General features: G+C 47.1%; 18 protein-coding genes. 11 read left to right on the top strand and 7 right to left on the bottom strand.

Annotation, left to right across the window (positions count from 1 at the left end):
* Positions 1 to 35: 35 nt before the first annotated feature.
* The gene (locus tag AAAA73_RS08085; protein WP_340597698.1) at positions 36 to 488 is read left to right on the top strand and encodes a DUF4430 domain-containing protein; all 453 of its coding nucleotides are present in this window, start codon (positions 36 to 38) and stop codon (positions 486 to 488) included.
* 53 nt (positions 489 to 541) lie between these two features.
* Here AAAA73_RS08085 and trmFO read toward each other — a convergent pair whose 3' ends face one another.
* A complete protein-coding gene (gene trmFO / locus AAAA73_RS08080; RefSeq protein ID WP_340597697.1) occupies positions 542 to 1,861 on the bottom strand; it encodes a methylenetetrahydrofolate--tRNA-(uracil(54)-C(5))-methyltransferase (FADH(2)-oxidizing) TrmFO in 1,320 nt (439 codons plus the stop codon).
* Between the two features lie 35 nt (positions 1,862 to 1,896).
* Between trmFO and AAAA73_RS08075 the strand changes: the two genes are divergently transcribed.
* The gene (locus AAAA73_RS08075; protein WP_340597696.1) at positions 1,897 to 2,304 is read left to right on the top strand and encodes a DUF721 domain-containing protein; all 408 of its coding nucleotides are present in this window, start codon (positions 1,897 to 1,899) and stop codon (positions 2,302 to 2,304) included.
* Here AAAA73_RS08075 and AAAA73_RS08070 read toward each other — a convergent pair.
* The 6 genes from AAAA73_RS08070 to AAAA73_RS08045 all read right to left on the bottom strand — a co-directional run bounded on the left by AAAA73_RS08070 (position 2,261) and on the right by AAAA73_RS08045 (position 6,926).
* Positions 2,261 to 3,190: a trypsin-like serine protease gene (locus AAAA73_RS08070; protein WP_340597695.1), complete on the bottom strand. Its 930-nt coding sequence runs from the start codon at positions 3,188 to 3,190 to the stop codon at positions 2,261 to 2,263. The genes AAAA73_RS08075 and AAAA73_RS08070 overlap by 44 nt on opposite strands.
* On the bottom strand, positions 3,187 to 4,029 hold the full coding sequence (locus AAAA73_RS08065; protein ID WP_340597694.1) for a hypothetical protein: 843 nt from the start codon (positions 4,027 to 4,029) through the stop codon (positions 3,187 to 3,189). The genes AAAA73_RS08070 and AAAA73_RS08065 overlap by 4 nt, the downstream gene beginning before the upstream one ends.
* Before the next feature lie 64 nt (positions 4,030 to 4,093).
* Positions 4,094 to 4,903 (bottom strand): MlaD family protein, encoded by an 810-nt coding sequence (locus AAAA73_RS08060; protein WP_340597693.1) that lies wholly within the window; start codon positions 4,901 to 4,903, stop codon positions 4,094 to 4,096.
* Positions 4,903 to 5,652, bottom strand: a complete 750-nt coding sequence (locus AAAA73_RS08055) for an ABC transporter ATP-binding protein (RefSeq protein WP_340597692.1) — start codon at positions 5,650 to 5,652, stop codon at positions 4,903 to 4,905. Before AAAA73_RS08055 ends, AAAA73_RS08060 begins: the two co-directional genes overlap by 1 nt.
* On the bottom strand, positions 5,649 to 6,437 hold the full coding sequence (locus AAAA73_RS08050) for an MlaE family ABC transporter permease (protein ID WP_340597691.1): 789 nt from the start codon (positions 6,435 to 6,437) through the stop codon (positions 5,649 to 5,651). The genes AAAA73_RS08055 and AAAA73_RS08050 overlap by 4 nt, the downstream gene beginning before the upstream one ends.
* Positions 6,438 to 6,926 carry a hypothetical protein gene (locus tag AAAA73_RS08045; RefSeq protein ID WP_340597690.1) on the bottom strand — a complete coding sequence of 163 codons (489 nt, stop codon included), beginning with the start codon at positions 6,924 to 6,926 and terminating at the stop codon, positions 6,438 to 6,440.
* 201 nt (positions 6,927 to 7,127) lie between these two features.
* Between AAAA73_RS08045 and AAAA73_RS08040 the strand changes: the two genes are divergently transcribed.
* From AAAA73_RS08040 to AAAA73_RS08000, 9 genes are all read left to right on the top strand, one after another.
* Complete coding sequence (locus tag AAAA73_RS08040; RefSeq protein ID WP_340597689.1) at positions 7,128 to 9,908, top strand: tetratricopeptide repeat protein; 2,781 nt, start codon at positions 7,128 to 7,130, stop codon at positions 9,906 to 9,908.
* A gap of 14 nt (positions 9,909 to 9,922) precedes the next feature.
* Entirely contained in the window at positions 9,923 to 10,765 is an 843-nt protein-coding gene (locus AAAA73_RS08035; RefSeq protein WP_340597688.1) for a sigma 54-interacting transcriptional regulator, read from the top strand.
* Positions 10,762 to 11,172: a flagellar basal body rod protein FlgB gene (gene flgB, locus AAAA73_RS08030; protein WP_340597687.1), complete on the top strand. Its 411-nt coding sequence runs from the start codon at positions 10,762 to 10,764 to the stop codon at positions 11,170 to 11,172. The genes AAAA73_RS08035 and flgB overlap by 4 nt, the downstream gene beginning before the upstream one ends.
* 68 nt (positions 11,173 to 11,240) lie before the next feature.
* Entirely contained in the window at positions 11,241 to 11,684 is a 444-nt protein-coding gene (flgC, locus tag AAAA73_RS08025) for a flagellar basal body rod protein FlgC (protein WP_445292027.1), read from the top strand.
* Between the two features lie 88 nt (positions 11,685 to 11,772).
* Positions 11,773 to 12,111, top strand: a complete 339-nt coding sequence (fliE, locus tag AAAA73_RS08020) for a flagellar hook-basal body complex protein FliE (RefSeq protein WP_340597685.1) — start codon at positions 11,773 to 11,775, stop codon at positions 12,109 to 12,111.
* An 82-nt stretch (positions 12,112 to 12,193) separates the two neighbouring features.
* Entirely contained in the window at positions 12,194 to 13,846 is a 1,653-nt protein-coding gene (gene fliF / locus AAAA73_RS08015) for a flagellar basal-body MS-ring/collar protein FliF (RefSeq protein WP_340597684.1), read from the top strand.
* Positions 13,846 to 14,880: a flagellar motor switch protein FliG gene (fliG, locus tag AAAA73_RS08010; RefSeq protein WP_340597683.1), complete on the top strand. Its 1,035-nt coding sequence runs from the start codon at positions 13,846 to 13,848 to the stop codon at positions 14,878 to 14,880. Before fliF ends, fliG begins: the two co-directional genes overlap by 1 nt.
* On the top strand, positions 14,867 to 15,673 hold the full coding sequence (locus AAAA73_RS08005; protein WP_340597682.1) for a FliH/SctL family protein: 807 nt from the start codon (positions 14,867 to 14,869) through the stop codon (positions 15,671 to 15,673). Before fliG ends, AAAA73_RS08005 begins: the two co-directional genes overlap by 14 nt.
* Positions 15,673 to 17,001 carry a FliI/YscN family ATPase gene (locus AAAA73_RS08000; RefSeq protein ID WP_340597681.1) on the top strand — a complete coding sequence of 443 codons (1,329 nt, stop codon included), beginning with the start codon at positions 15,673 to 15,675 and terminating at the stop codon, positions 16,999 to 17,001. Before AAAA73_RS08005 ends, AAAA73_RS08000 begins: the two co-directional genes overlap by 1 nt.
* The last annotated feature ends 6 nt before the right edge of the window (positions 17,002 to 17,007 follow it).

The raw sequence follows: 17,007 nt of genomic DNA, 5'->3' as shown, positions 1-17,007 counted from the left end.
TTGCCTCTATTATATAGATTAGCTAAGAAGGGCTCATGAAAAACATGATAGCCCTTCTTTTCGTTTTGGCGCCAATGACCTCTCATGCAATCACCTGGAAAGTAGTGGGTTCTTGTTCAGAAACCCCGCTTTATCAAGGTACCGCGACAGTGGATCTGAAAAAGTCCGTTGGTGATAATACAATTCAGATTTTTGATGCGAATAATGTGAACTACATGGGCGTGGCAGAGGGTATCAGCTCAGTGAATGATTCACCGGTGGGCTTGGATGCGGTCGAAGTTGTTTCAGATACTTTGATGCGCGCTTATGGCTGGTGCTATTCAGTCAATGGCGAGATTCCACTGGCAATGCCTCACAAGGTGAAATTCAATTCTCAAGACGATGAGCTGATTTGGTTTCATGCGTATTCAACGAATGACAAAAATCAATGGGTCGATATGTGCGTTCCAGGACTTAATATCAAGCCTGAGATGTTCTGCAAAAAATAGATTAAGTAAAGCAGCTTAAATTAAAAAGCCGAACCCAGAAGGTTCGGCTTTTTTTATTTCCAAGTCTGCATTGCAGATCGGGCGATTTCGATTTGTTTTTTCTTCCTGGTTTCTTTGTCGCGCTCTTTTTCAGGAAGCGGGGGAAGAAGGGCCATATTGATATTCGTCGGCTGGAAGTGCTCGGCACGGGTTTCATCTGTGATGGCTTCAAGTAAAGAACCAAAAGCAGACGGACGCGGTGGAGGATTGAAAGTTTCATCTTTCAGTTTTTGATTGATGAAACGAGCCACCATCAAACCCACGCAAGTGGATTCAAAATAGCCTTCAACACCCGTGATTTGTCCCGCAAAGAACAACCAAGGATCATTCTTGGAGGATAAGTCTTTATTCAATCTCTTTGGAGTATTGATGAACAGGTTTCTATGAATGGAGCCAAGCTTTAAGAACTCTGCGTTTTCAAGACCCGGGATCATACGGAAAACGCGAACCTGATCTGCATAAGCCATCCGCGTTTGGAAGCCCACCATGTTATAGGCAGTACCTTCCTTATTGTCCTGGCGCAATTGCACCACGGCCCATGGATAACGGTTTGTACGAGGATCATCCAAGCCGATGGGTTTCATTGGACCAAAGCGCAATGTTTGCGGTCCGCGATCCACCATCACTTCAATGGGCATGCAGCCTTCAAAGAATTCCGTTTTTTCGAAATCCTTGGGTTCAATTTTTTTTGCGTCAGTCACTGCCTGGATGAAGTTGTTGTATTCCTCTTTGTTCATCGGGCAGTTGTAGTAATCGTTGGTGCCTTTGCCCCAACGGTCTGCCTTCCAGGCGATTTCTGTGTTGATGGATTCCGCATCGATGATCGGTGCGATGGCATCAAAGAAATACAGGAACTCATCGCCGAAATGTTTGCGCATGTCTTCGGCCAATTCATCATGAGTCAATGGACCGGTGGCGATGACAGCCGGTCTGGGAATATCACTCAAAGACTTGACGACATCATTGCGGATTTCAATGTTGGGATGGCTTTTAACTTTGTCTGTGACTAATTGAGAGAAGACCTCGCGGTCCATGCCTAAAGCCTGTCCTGCGGGGACGGCTGATTCCTTGGCGATCTTAAGGATGTGAGAACCCAGCAATTCCGCTTCCCATTTAAGCTGACCCGGAGCTGAAATCTCGTTCAACGTACCAAAGGAGTTTGAACAAACCAGCTCTGCAAACTTGGGTGTTTTGTGCGCTGGTGTCATGGTTTTATCGCGCATCTCGAAAAGAACGACCTTATAGCCCATGTCCGCAAGCTGCAATGCGCATTCAGAGCCCGCGAGCCCCGCGCCAACGACAGTAATTTTTTGATTTTGCGTGAAATTGGTCATCTTTTTGGTATTCCTTTGCTAACTTACGGGAAATTATGAATTCAAACGATCCAAACCACCCTAAAAATAAAAAGCGCAAGCTCACTCTGGGATCCGAAGTCCTACAGAGTCTTTTTGAAAATGGCAAGTCGCCATTGTCAGAACAGTTCATGCGTTGGAAATTATGGGCAAAATGGGAAGAGGTTGTGGGTCCCACCATTGCAAAAAATGCAGAGCCCGTGGGCTTTCAGCGTGGTGTTTTGTATGTGTGGGTTCGTAACTCCTCGTGGATGCAGCAGATGATCTTTTTGAAGGATCAGATTCGCAATACCATCAACGAGAAATTTGAGAATAACTTTGTTCGCTATATCAAATTCACTTTGGATCGCCATGAAGTTCCTCAGGACGATCAGACGGGCATCAAGGAGATGATTCAGAGACTGGCTCCGAATTCGGAGGACTAGCCAGTTCGGCTGTCAGTGTTTGAGTTGTTGCTTCAATCCACTTTTTAAATTTTAAAAGATTCACGTATGCACCACGGAAGCTGCAATGACCTGTGGAAGCATCGGTCTGACCTTCCGGAGCGATTGTTTTACTGGCCACGCCCATAACATAATACTTGGAGTTGTGGATGAAAAACGCGGGACCACCGGAGTCCCCTTGGCAGAATCCTCTTCCAGAGGACTGATCCACCATGAATCGGTTTTCCGCAAATTCATAAAATGAAATTTTCAAAATCACCACGCGCAACGTACCCAGGCCATCCTTCAAGGTTGAACCGGGAGCAGCAGCAACGACATCCGTGTTTTTACCGTAACCCGCTGCGATCAAGTCCAGAGTGGCCAATTCCACTTTCATGTCAGGGTTGGGGATGGACACTGTGATGATGTTCTCAGGAAGATCTTCACTTAAGACAGCCAAAGCCAAGTCAGCAGTGGGGTCGGTGTGGTACTCATCGATAATGACAGCTTTCAATACGGGGATCGTCGTGACAGTAACCCCGGTATTCAACTCAATAAAACTTTGATTTTCGGCGTTGATACAATGAGCAGCCGTTAAAACCACTCTGCGGGTCAAAGCGGCAGCGGTACATTGAGTAACGACGACATTTTGACTGCCGACTTGAGTATCCAAGGGCTTAACAAGAGATTTGAACGAAATCACCGTCCGGGAAATATCACTTCCTGGCTCGACATCAATACCACCGATGATGGATGTGTTTGAAGTATTCTTTGCCTCAGTGGTCGCGGTGTTTTTATTGGCAGCAGATCCGGTTTGGGCGGCGTCGAAACCACCATCCTGACAGGCAGCTAAAAATAGAAATGCGAAAAAGAGCGTTAGTTTTTTCATTCAACGCTGCCTTTCTTGCCAGTGATTTCCTGAACCACGCGAGTCCACAAGTCAGTCAGGATGTCTTCGTGTTTTTCCTTTAGGAAATCGTCACCTTTATCGACCAGGACTGCAAACACCACAGCAAGGGCGATGCGAGTGTAGTGACGATTGATTTGCTCATAGGCACGGAACAGTTCCTGGCGTGATTGATATTTCTTTTGAATTTCGCGACCCTCTTTGGAGTCAAGGCCGCGCAATAATAGAACAGTCATATCATCCGTGGCGATTTTTAAATAAGCTTCAGGCAGAAAGATTGGCAAGCGACCATTGACCAAGCCAATTGTTCCCAGAACAGCGGAGGTTTGGTTTGTAAAAGCAGCTCTGTTGAAAGTTCTGATTTTGGAAATTAATGTGGAATGATCCAGCAGAATTCCGCTTTCACGGAAATAGTTCTCGATACCAATATGGGTGATACGTTCGCCCACAATGCGTGCCAGTTCCTGAGTGGATCGTTCCTTGGAGTTCAGTTTCCAATAGTCCGAGAGCTTGTAACGTTGACCTTCTTCTTCGCGATAGATTTTCTCGACGATATAAAGAATGTCCTTGGAGGAAAGGCCGTCGTAGTCGCTGTAGATTCGAACTGATTTTGTCAGAGCTCTTTCCATCGCGGTATCATAGTAGGGGGCGCGTTCATCGCGGATGGTGGATGCGAAGACATCGTCGCAAGTGACGATCTTACCGTGGGCCGATAAAGACGAAACCAGGGGAATAATGAAAGCCATAGCCAAACGGAGGCCCGTGTCTAGTTTTAAGACACTATGACAGCGCACGCGGTTCTTGGGGGTCCCAGCTGGCATATATTCCTCCTGACGACTTTAAGTGTACGACAGGAGATTAAAATGCAATTGAGAGACCTGGGCTCTATTCTTCTTTTTCGATGGATGTGCGCAGCAGGCTCTTCACGTTGTTTTTGCGTTGAGTGCCGCCAAGCAATACCTTCAACTGATTGTGAATACTGGGATCATTAATAAGAGCGCCCAGAGTGCCTTCTCCGCGGTCCACCTTGGAGACGATCGCATCCAATTTATTGATTGTATTGGTCAGCTTCTCGCCGCTGTGGCCGTCATTTAGCTTTTTCATAATGCCGGAAGCCTCGCCACTGACGCGGCTTAGGTTCGCGGACGTCGACTCAAAGTTCGCCATGATTTTACCCAGACGGTTTTCATCGTTCATGGCTTTTGTGATCTTGTACATCTCGTTGATAACATCAAATAGCTTCCCTGCTTCGCCACCGCGTTCTGAAATAACGCCGATCAGATCTGTGGGTTTGGCGATTTCCAGGATGGCTCCATCCTGGATTTCCGGATTTCTTGGGTCACCCGGAATAATGAATACAAACTTGTCGCCCAATGCGCCTTGAGTGCGGATTTCCACCTGAGAACCTTCACGGATGCGGGAGGTGTAGGTCTTGTCGACTCTCATGACAACATCCAAAGTGTTCTTTTCAGACAGGAAATTTATTTTTTGAACGTTACCGATTGTCACACCTGAAAGTGAAACGACGCTGCCCTCTGCGAGGCCCTGAACCTGATCAAAGTGGGCGTGAATATTCACGTAAGATTTGAAAATGGACTTTTCGCCGCCAATAAAGAAGATCGAACCCAGAATTATCACGACACCAATCGCGATAAAGATTCCGACTTTGACTTGAGTGCTGTTTGAAGATTCCATTACGCGCTTTCTCCGTTGATAAATTCTGTCATGGCGCCACTCGGCTCTTTTTTAAGTGTATCGATTGTGTATTGCTCGCTGATGCGGCCATTTTGCAGAAGAGCGACTTTGTCGCAAACCGCATACACCGTCGGCATATCGTGAGTGACTAAAATAGAGGTCATCCCTTTGGCTTTCAGGCTTAAAATAGATTCCTGGATTTTCTTTGTGTTGTAGGGATCCAAACCAGCTGTGGGCTCGTCGTAGAGAACGACCTGGGGATGAATCATCATCGCACGGGCCAATCCCACACGTTTTTGCATACCACCGGAAAGACTGCCTGGGTAAAGCTTTTCAGTTCCCGGAGCCAGGCCAAATTCCTCCAGCTGGGCTTTGATTTGTGCAGCAACTTCTTTTTCCGTGAATTTGAAATGTTCGCGGAGCGGGTATGCCAGGTTTTCATAGACTGTCATTGAGTCAAACAAGGCGCCGCCTTGAAAAGCGTAAGCCACTTTCTTGCGAATCTCGATAAGTTCGGATTCCTTCATTCCACCGATTTCAACACCGTCCACGATCACCTGGCCCTTGTCAGGTTTTTCCAACCCCACTAAAGTGCGCAGCAGAACGGATTTTCCAGTACCAGATCCACCGATCAGTCCCAGGCATTCGCCTTTGCGAACATAAAAGCTCACACCTTGGTGAACCTTTTTTTCCTCAAAGGATTTATGGAAGTCGACAACCTCAATAAAGGCTTGTGGTTTTTGTGTCATAGAAGTCCTTCCACAATCCAGAAAAGTTTCGAAAGAAAGAAGTCACCGATCAAAATCAAAATGGAGGACACAACTACGGCTTTTGTGGTGGCAATGCCGACCTCTTTGGTTCCGTTCTTAACATTCAATCCAAAGTAACAAGCTGGGATTGAGATGAACAACGAGAAGAAGAAGGTTTTGCCAAATCCAGAGATGTAATCGCCAACGGAGGATGTGGATAGAACTTTCAGAAGATAAAAGCCTGGATCCAGTTTCAGTTCGACGGCACCAATGAACAAACCGCCGGCATTGGCAACCACGTTGGTCACAGCGCACAGGATGGGCAACGTGATCAGGCAGGCCAGGACTCTTGGAATAACGATTTTGCGAATAGGGGAGGTGCCCAGGGCGCGAATCGCATCCACCTGTTGGGTGACGACCATCGAGCCGATTTCACTGGCGATGCCGGCCCCTACGCGGGCTGCCAACATCAGACTGGTGAACATGGGGCCCATTTCACGAAGGATGGTCACGGCCAGAAGCTTTGGCACATACATTTTGCCGCCAAACTTTTCCAGTCCCAGACCAAATTGCAAAGACATGACGGCTCCGATAGTCACCGCAGTCACCACAATCAAGGGAGCCGAACGAATACCGACCTGATAGATTTGTTCGCCTAAGAGACGCCAATAAATTTTCGTACCGACCAGCTCGCGCCAGATGTCGCGACTCAATAGACCGATGCCACCCAGAAAGTGGAAGATCTCGATCGTAAAATTAGTTAATGGCAAAAGCGCTTGTAGCATCTAGGGAGCCTTGAACTCTGCTTTGAATTTTTCGAAAGCGGGAAGTTCTGAATTGAACTGCTTTTCCACGCCGCCATAGCTCAAAGTGTAGTTGCAGCCGTTCTTTTTAAAGACCACCAGGGCCAATGCCACTGGAACTCCATCAACGGTCCCCGCAGAAACTGATTGGCGGGCTTCGCGACCATTATAGGTTGTGGTTTCTTGTTTCAGGATCTCAAGTTTGTTAATGGCACTCAGGGATTCTGTTTCCAGGGTTTGCAAGCTTGGATCCGCATTGCTGCCGCATTCAGATAAATACGAGATCGTGTTGCCGGTTTTAGAGCTCTGCCAAGCACGATCCACATTTTTGGATTTAAAAGTTTTGAATGGTGAACCTGGTTCAGAGAACTCCACGTCCTTTGCTGGCTTGGATTTTCCCGATGGAAGTTCCACGGAGACGCAGCTGCTTAAAAGAAAACTCAAGATGATGTATTTATAGTGGTTTCTCATATCGTCTATCTATCGGAGTTTTGTGTTGTAAAGTTAGTCGTTCCAAATCAAATCAAGACCAAAGTCCCTGTCATTGGTTTGTCAGGCCTGACAATAAATCTATGAAACATTTTGCCCATCTTGAACATATTTGCCAATAGACGTTTGCAAGGCTGGCACTGTATGTGCAAAAGCACAATGCAGGGAAAAGGGGTTCGAGGAGTGAACACTTTGCGCAACGTAATTTTGGCAGGATGCCTTTGCTTTGGTCTAGTGGCCAATGCAGCAAATAATAAGGTCAATGGCTTCATCAACTTCCAGGGCGATACTGTGCACTTGGAACTGTTGGGACAGCAGAATTGGGACTATGACGTGAAACGTCTGGATGACAAAGGCCAGACTATCGTCCGTATGACTGTGCCAGCGTTGGATGACGCCACTATTAAATCCTTAAATACATTCAAAAGCGATATGGTGACTAAAGTTTCTGTCGATGCTCAGGGCACTGATGGAAAGTCAGTAATTTCTTTTGTGCTTTCCGGTGAAAGTATCGAGACCTTTGACTATCTGACGGACCAACCTTCCCGATTGATCATGGACTTCTACTTGAATCCAAATATGGTCAAAGCGGCCAAAAAATCCGCTCCTAAAAAATCGGAACCAGTGGTTAAAGAGGAATCCTCTAAGATCGCAAAATCAGAAGCAAAAGCAAAAACTGATCGCAAGCCGGCAACCACAGATGTTCTTGCCATTAATAATGCAGGCTCCGTGGTGGCACAAGCGGATCAAATTCAAGCTGGTATCTTTGATGGTGGGGATCCTAACTACGAAAGATTCTCGATCAAACCTTATGACATTAAGGAAGATTCGGTCATCCGCGCCAAAGACAACTACTATATTACATTTCCTATGCTGGAGACTCCGGTTGCTCAGTGGGAAAAACTGAAAGTCACACCGACAATCTATGAAATCAGTCCTAAACAGACGGACGAAAACAAACAGGCTCGTTTGCTTTTGACGTTGTTCGAAAAAGAACGTTACGGCGTCTTTTTGAAAACAAGAAACTGGTTCCGCGAAAAATATCCAAACTCAGAATACAACGAGATCGTTGATTACATGACGGGCGACGTGAATCTGGCTTTGTATAATAACAGCGGTAAAATCGAATTTTTCGATGAGGCGATTCAAAAATATAAGGAAGCCATCGAAAAATTCCCAAAATCCCCTTTGGCGGAAAGAACGTCACTTAAAATCGGTTATCTGACTTTGGATCGTGGCGACAATCTTGCGGCTTTGCGTTTGTTCAATGAACATATCGCCAATAAAAATTTTGGCGGCAAAGAATCCGTTTCCAAAGACCTGGCTCGCATGGGCATGGGGTTGGCATACTCCCGAATCAGCAAATGGGACGATGCTGTTGCGCAGTTTGATGAGATCGAAAAGAATTCCACAAGTCGTGATTTGAAAGTTGAAGCGGCCTACCGTCGCGGTGATGTCTGGGTTCGCGCCAAAAACTATGCAAAGTCCGTTGAAGATTACAAAAACGCATTGAAGAAATATCCAGAAGGGCAAGGCGCTTATCCAAGTGCGTTTTACAATCAGGCTGAATCCATGTTCGGCATGAAGCAGTATCCTCAAAGTTTGGATATGTACCGTGAATTCGTTAAAAAGTTTCCATCCAGTGATCACGCGCCTTATGCGATGACTCGACTGGGTGAGCTTTTGGATATTCTGGGTGCGGATAAATCCCGTGTGATGGGAGCGTACCTGGAAACATATTTCCGTTATGGTGAAACTCCAAGTGCTGTGATTGCCCGCCTTCGCTTGCTAAGTGCACGCATGAAGGGCATGAAGCCGAAGGAAACCGCAAATGCCGTGAAAGAAATCATGGAACTTGCGAAAAAAGTGGATCTGCCAAAAATGGAACAGTTCGCTACGGTGATGGTGGCTGATGGTTACTCCCAGCGTGGTGAATTTGATAAATCCATTAACCTTCTGGCGAAGTACTACCAGGAGCATCCGGGAACAGTGGATGTACCATTGCTTACAGGACGAATTATCAGCAACATCAACGCCAAGTTGGATGACCAGGTTGAAAAAGGTGATTTCATTGGGGCGCTGAAAACGCACAGTGAATTTTCTGACAACTGGTTGAAGAATTCCAACCGTCTGGATACCAAGTACAATGTCGGACGTGCATTCGAGATGGCGGGAACGCCAACTGAATCTGCGCGCTACTATAAAGAAGTTTTGAATCGCATCTATGCCTTGGCGGGCACACCGGAAGCGAAGGAAATCAAAGTGAAGGAGCAGGTTCCTTCTATTGAGGAATTGAATCTTCGTCTGGCGGCGGTTTCTGAAGCGGAACATAAATACAATCAAGCCTACGAGTACCTTAAGAATATCAAGAATCCGGAAAAGCTGACTGAGACTGAGCAAATTGAGCGCGTTGGCGTGGCGGTACGTCTGTTGGAAAGACGTGGCGACACAGATTCAGCCATTCGCTATTTGGGTGAATTGCTAAGAACGTGGAAAGGCCAGCCGGAGCTTGTTGCAGATCCTTACTTGAAACTTGCGGAGTTGCAGCTGAAGCAGGGCAAAAAAGATGACGCCCTTGAGGCTTTGGGCATGATTGATAAGTTGATGACGGATTCCAAAAAAGTTTCACCTGTGGTGCATGCAAAAGCACTTGAGATGATCGGCAATATTCAATTGGAGAACGGACAAAAAGACAAAGCCATCTCTGCTTTCGGCAATTTGCTGGAGCAGTACGAGGACAAGCGTCCCCTTTCGTCGATCCGATACAAGTTAGGTCAAATTTATTTCAATCGCGGTGATGTTCAAAAGGCAGCTGAGGTTTGGAATGATTTTAAAGGTCAAAAAAGTGGATTCTGGAAGAATCTGGCTCAGGAGCAGTTAAAGAACTCTGAGTGGCGTGACGGTTATAAGAAGTACATTCAAAGAATTCCGGCAATGGCAGCGGATAAGCAGGACAGTAATTAGGAGCAGGGACGAAGATGTCGTATTTTGATTTTGATGCTTTAAACATCGAAGACCGTAAAATGAATGAAGCCAAACAATTGGGGATGCAACTTGCGGCGACGCAGGCAAGTCTGCTGGTTGTTGGAGAAGCCGGTGTAGGCAAAACAAGTTTTGCACGCTATATCTTTTCCAAAAGCCGTTCAAATAAATTGCAGGTTCTTGAATGCAAGAATTCCGGTGGTTTCAATTTTGAAAAAGTTGATGGCGGAACATTGCTGATTGAGGATTTGGATTGCGCCTCATCGCATGTACAAGGGGAGCTGATGAAGCTTGCGGAAAGAAACGATGGCACTCGCCCGCGTTTCATTTCAACCTCACGCCGTGACCTGCGCGCGATGGTTAAGCAGGAGCAGTTCAGACAGGATCTGTTCTACAAGATTGCAGTGATCCATTTGGAAGTTCCGCGTCTGGAAGATCGCACTCAGGATTTCCAGGGAATTGTGAGCTTTATTTTGGAAGTAACTCAGATCATGCATGGTCGTTCCGGTTTGAGCTTCTCTGTGGATGCCTATGCAAGATTGAACTCCTGGAACTGGCCAGGAAATATTCGCGAGCTTGAAAATGTGATCGAGCGTGCGGTTGTATTGACCAAAGGCCAGGTCATTGAGATGCAATCTATTCAATTTGAATCCGTGGTAGACGAATCTGCAGCGGATTTCGCGCCAGGAATGTCCCTTTCTGCCGTTGAAAAGCGTCTGATTCTTCAGACCCTTGAGTTGACGGCACAGAACCGCACGCGTGCGGCTCAAATGCTTGGAATCAGTATCAGAACCTTGAGAAACAAACTGAACGAATACAGGGAAGAAGGTGTCGCATGAGTGATATTTTCGATAAAACGATAAACGGCCTCGCGACCTCAATGCGAATGAGGCAGCTTCGTAACAACATCACCTCGTCTAACATCGCCAACGCGGAAACCCCAGGGTATCACGCGAAGAAGATGGATTTTGAAGAGGCGTTGTCCCGCTCCATGAATATGGATGGCATGAATGCACTGAGCACCAGCAGTGGAGAGCACTTTTCACTGGGTGGTGTGTCGGTGGCTAAAACCAGACCGGACATTTACGAAAATCCAGAGGGTGCTGTGAACAATGACGGCAACACGGTGGATCTTGAGAAGGAAATGTCGGCGTTGTCTGAAAACGCCATCATGTACAAAACCGCACTTCAGCTGATCAATAAAAAAATGGCAGCATTGAAGTACGCAGCGTCTGAAGGTCGGTAGGTCTACACTCCGACTCCGTCGGAGTAGTTAACTTTTTAAATCCAGAACAGGATGTTCGGGAGTAAATCATGGCTGATTTTTTAACCGGTATGAGAATTAGTAGCAGTGGTATGGCAGCGCAAAGAATGCGCATGAATACCATTGCCAGCAATATCGCCAATATCAATACGACCCAGACCCCGGAAGGCGGCCCGTATCGCCGTAAGGACGTGGTTTTCGAGAGCATGCCCGACGCCAAGAATTTTGGCGAAATCGTGACAGGCACAGACCCTATGGGGAATATGCAACGGGTCCAGGTGACTGATATCGTCTCGGATCGCAAGGCACCGTTATTGAAATATGAGCCGGATCATCCTGATGCAAATCCAGAGGGTTACGTCGCATATCCCAATATCAATCTCATGGAAGAAATGACCAATATGATACAATCGTCGCGTTCCTACGAGGCGAACGTATCGGCCATGCAGGCGTCAAAAGATATGGCCATGAGTGCTTTGGAAATAGGAAGATAGTTCCTAGACTAGGTTAAAAAAGCAGGAATTTTTTGAACGTATAGAATACAATTTTTAGAGAGTACTGAGTACAAGGAGAAGTGAAGCCATGGAGGGTTTTACAGTATCAAATGCCAACAGGTTCCTCGAGACGGGCAATCTGCGTGATTCCAAATCACTGAACATCTCGGGTGAAACTACATCACTGAATTCTACATCTGAATCCGGCAAGAGCTTTGCTGATACCTTGAAGGATGCCGTAAGCTCCGTGAATGAATTGCAAAAAACTTCTGACAAGTTTGCGCAAAACATTGCCACTGGAAAAACGGACGATGTCGCGGGCGCCATGATTGCCTCCGAAAAAGCCGACATCGCATTGCGAGTCATGGTCCAAGTACGCAACAAGATTATTGATGCGTATCAGGAAGTCATGAAAATGCAGGTTTAGTTTTTGTAAGTTTATTTACTGATACATGATTCGTTAGATCGCGTGCTTTGGCGGAGCCAAAGTGTAAGACCGGAGGGATTCTTTGAACAAAATTTTTGGTGGATTGGTTGTCCAGTTTCGTGAGTTCTTTAAAAATCTGGGTCCAACCAAACGACTTTCAGTTATTGCCGTAACTCTTATTGCGGTTGTGGCATTAATGACGATGATGTTCATGGCGTCCGGTAAGGACTATGTTCCTCTGTTTACAAATATTCCGACTGAACAAGTTTCCACGATCGTGGCGAAATTGAATGAGAAGAACATCCCATTCCAGTTGCGCGACGGTGGTAAAACAGTCGCCATTCCGAAAGAGCTTTTGCACTCAACGCAAATGACGTTGATGGCAGAAATCGGATCTCCAAAAATGGGTTCCATCGGTCTGGAGCTGTTCGACAAGCAGGATTTCGGGGTTAACTCTTACGCGCAAAAAATCAATTATCAAAGAGCCCTGCAGGGTGAGTTGATGAGAGCCATCAACACTTTGACTGCGGTTAAGCAGTCAAAAGTTATTCTGGCCCTTCCAAATAAAAAGACTTTCCTTGAAGAGGGTGGTTCACCTTCAGCATCCGTCGTGGTGGAGCTTCATCAGGGTAAAGAGCTTTCTCAGGAACAAGTTCGTGGTATCCGTTACCTGGTCGCGAATGCGGTCGAGGGTATGGATGCGGATAAAGTGGCTGTATTGGATGAGCGCGGGAAAGTATTGACCCGTGCTTCCGATGGCACAACGGGCGGTTCCAGTGATCTATTGGATCTGAAAGCAAAAGTAGAAGGTGACTTCGAGGATCGTATCGAAGACATCCTGTCCAAAGTTGTTGGTCATGCCAAAGTTGTGGCGAAAGTGGATGCGACCTTGAATCACCGGGTGATCTCTTCTGTTGAAGAACTAGTGGATCCGGATAAAACAGCCATTCGCTCGCAACAATCTGAAGAGGAATCCCTGGATGGGGCTCGTACCAATCCAGCAGGTGTTCCGGGTTCCCGTTCGAATATCCCTGGTGCGGAAGATGCTTCCGGCCAAGTGGGTTTCAAACAAGACGTTAAAAAAGAATTGAAGACCATCAATTACGAAGTTCCCAAAACAGTTCGTAACATCAGAGAAGCTGCCGGAAATCTGGAGCGTCTGAGTGTTGCGGTTGTGGTCGACGGTGTTCATGTGACAACAAAGAATGCTGACGGCACAACAGAGAGCAAATGGCAGCCTCGTTCCGTTGAGGAAGTTAAAAAATACGAAGACCTGATCAAGGGTGCGATCGGTTTTAACGCCGCTCGTGGTGACTCTGTTAAAGTTGAATCCATTCAATTCCAGCCAGAAGACTTTTCTGAGGCTGAAAAAATCCTGACGACGCTTGAGCGTAAGAAGTTGATCCATGCTTTGTTCAAATGGGCGCTTTTGGGTTTCTCGTTGGCATTGTTCTTCTTCATCGTGGTTCGTCCGTTCATGCAATGGATTACCGACAGCTTCCAGGATTCTGTGGAGGAGATGTTGCCAAGAACTATCGAGGAACTTGAAGAGCTTCAATCTGTGGATAACACGCTTCCGGGCATGTCGACGGCTCTTCCTGTCCTACAGGAATCCATTGACCCTGAAAAAGCTGAGTCTGAATTGTTGAAAGACCGTATCATGGCCACTATGGGCCGCGATGAGGAAAAAGCAGCCAATGCTTTTGGTATGTGGCTTGTTAGGAAGGATTCGTAATGAAACTGCACAAAGCCGATCATATTGAGTACGAACAACTCAAAGGTTTCGATAAAGCGGCAATTCTTATCAATTATCTTGGTAAGGATGCAGTGAAGGTCCTTTTGCGTCGTATGGACGATGCAGATATCCGCAAGCTTATCAATCAGATGAGCAAAATGCGCGTCGTGCCTGTGCACGTTACCAAGCGCGTACTTGAAGAGTTTTATGAAATGATTTCTGAAACTGAAGACTATATCTTCTCTGAAACCATTTCTGCGAAGGAAACTATCGTGGATGCATTGGGTGAAGAGCGTGCCAGAGGTATTCTGGGTGGTTTGAATATCACCACCGGTGGCTCGCGTTCTTTGGAATCCCTGGAGATGGTGGATGCCAAGTCATTGGCGACGTTCCTGGTGAATGAACATCCTCAGACAGTTGCGGTGATTCTGGCTCACTTGGAGCCGGAGAAAAAAGGTGAGGTTCTAAAACGTCTTCCAGAAGCCCTGCAAGCAGAGGTTGTTCTGCGTATGGCCAACTTGGAGCACGTGGACCCTGAGTTGATTGCTGAAATCGACCGCGTATTGAAAAATCAATTGTCCAATACTGCAACTGTGGAACAAGCCGCTTTGGGCGGGGTTCAGCCGGTGGCAGAGATGCTCAACGTTATGGACAAAAACACGGAAACGGCGATTATGTCCCGTCTCGAGGAAAAGGATCCTCTTCTTGCCGAAGAGATTCGCAAACTTATGTTTGTCTTCGACGACATCATCAAAATCGACGATCGTGGTATTCAGGCGCTTCTCAAAGAAGTACCAAACGACAAACTTCTGCTGGCACTCAAAACTTCCAGCGAGGAAATTCGTGTCAAAATCTTCAAAAATATCTCCGCTCGTGCGGCCGAGATGTTACGCGAGGATCTTGGAAACATGGGACCTTCACGTCTGTCAGACGTCGAGGGTGCTCAGCAAGAGATCGTCAATGCAGCTCGCCGCCTAGAGGCGGAAGGAAAAATCCTGATTGCAAGAGGCGGTTCAGAAGATGCAATGGTCTAGTTCTGGCAAACAGGGCCCTGGGGCCCACACGAAGGCAGTCCTTAAGAAGGACGTGGCAGAAAAAACCGTTCTGGAGTTCGTGCCGGTCAAGTTTGAACTGGGCACTCCCTCTCAGGCGATGGACTATTTGACGCAAAAAAAGCGTGGATCTGATTTCCGTATGAACGATGCGATTCGTATTCAAACGGGCGTTGATCAGGTCGAAGAAGTCGACGAGCAGGAAAAGATCGAAGCTGCCGCTTTGGATAAGCTTAAAGAAATCCAGGAACAAGCCTACCAGGAAGCCTATAATCTTGGTTTGGAAGAAGGCCGTAAAGAGGCTTTTGAAAAGGTATCTGATGAGATCGCCGCGCGCATGCAGGGTCTTGATGAATTGCTGTTGGGTGTGAAAGAGCTGAAAAAAGAATTGGCGGCTTTCAATGAAAATCACCTGGTGACTTTGGCCTACAAAATGGCCGGCCGCCTGGCTAAAGCTGAATTGGCTACCAACAATGATGCCATGGTGCAGATCCTGAGAGATGCGGTCAGCCTGGCTCAAGACGAAGAACAAATCACAGTTCACGTGTCCCAGGAACAGTTTGAATTTTTGGAAGAGCTTAAAAAAGAAACGGGTCGTGATCTTGAATTCACCAAGAAAATCCGCTTCGAGCCAAATACCGAGATCATGGCTGGTGGATGCATTGTTGAAACCAACTATGGTGAAGTCGATGCCCGCGTTGAACAACGTTTGGAACAGCTGTGGTCTGTTCTTTCCGAGAACATGCCGAAAGTAAAAGATAAGGTTGCAAGTTAATGAGTGAAATGTCTCTTGATCTGGATAAATATTCGGACCTGGTCAACTCCATCCATTTGACCCGCGATAGCGGTAAAGTGACGGAAGTGAACGGGATGCTGATCAAGGGATATCTGCCAGGCGCCAGTGTTGGTAGCGTGGTGCAAATCATTCCTGCGGGCCTTGATCGCTCCTTCCTTGCGGAAGTGGTGGGTTTTAAGGACAAGCACGTTCTGATGATGGCTCTCAATGACATGAGAGGCGTTGCCTTGGGTTCTAAAATCGTACTTTCCCGTCAGATTGCCACAGTTCGTGCCGGCGATGAGCTTTTAGGTCGCGTGGTGGATGGTTTGGGTCGCCCTTTGGATAACAAAGGCGAGATTGAAAACTTCCGGGAAGTTCCTTTATATAGTGAAATTCGTAACCCCCTTGAAAGACAGCCGATTCGCGAGCCACTGGATGTGGGCATTCGTGCGATCAATGGTGCATTAACCGCGGGCCTTGGTCAGCGTGTCGCTATTATGGCTGGTTCGGGTGTGGGTAAGTCCGTGCTTCTGGGTATGATGGCTCGTAACACCACTGCTGACGTCAACGTGATCGCCATGATCGGCGAGCGGGGTCGTGAGGTGCGTGAGTTTATCGAGCATGATTTGGGTCCTGAGGGTATGGCTCGTTCCGTGGTCGTCTGCGTGACGAGTGATCAATCTCCACTTCTGCGTATGCGTGGTGCCTATGTGGCAACAGCAATGGCGGAATACTTCAGTGCTCAAGGCAAGAATGTTTTGTTGATGATGGATTCGGTCACCCGTTTTGCAATGGCACAACGTGAGATCGGTTTGTCGACAGGAGAGCCGCCTTCTCAAAAAGGTTACACTCCGTCGGTGTTCGCAACTCTTCCGAAATTGCTTGAGCGCGCAGGAAACTTTGAAGGCGAAGGCAGTATTACAGGATTCTATACCACACTCGTAGAGGGTGATGATATGAATGATCCGATCGGGGATTCAGTTCGTTCCATCGTGGACGGACACATCGTTTTGTCTCGCGCCTTGGCAGCTCGTGGTCACTATCCGGCGATCGACGTTATGCAAAGTGCATCGCGTGTTATGAAAGCGGTTTCGTCCTCGGAGCACGTGCGACTGGCGCAAAAGCTGAAAGAGACTTTGGCGGTTTATAAGGATGCAGAGGATTTGATTAATATCGGCGCTTACAAGCCGGGTTCCAATCCGAAGATTGACCGGGCCGTAAAAGTCATCGATCAGGTGAATGACTTCCTTAAGCAAAGAGTTGAAGATCCCACGAACTTCAATAATACCGTTCGTATGCTTCAGCAGATTCTGATCAACGCCTAACCAGGG

It is taken from the genome of Bdellovibrio sp. GT3, assembly GCF_037996765.1.
Classification (GTDB): Bacteria; Bdellovibrionota; Bdellovibrionia; order Bdellovibrionales; family Bdellovibrionaceae; genus Bdellovibrio.
This window is presented reverse-complemented; position numbering and strand designations above follow the sequence as displayed.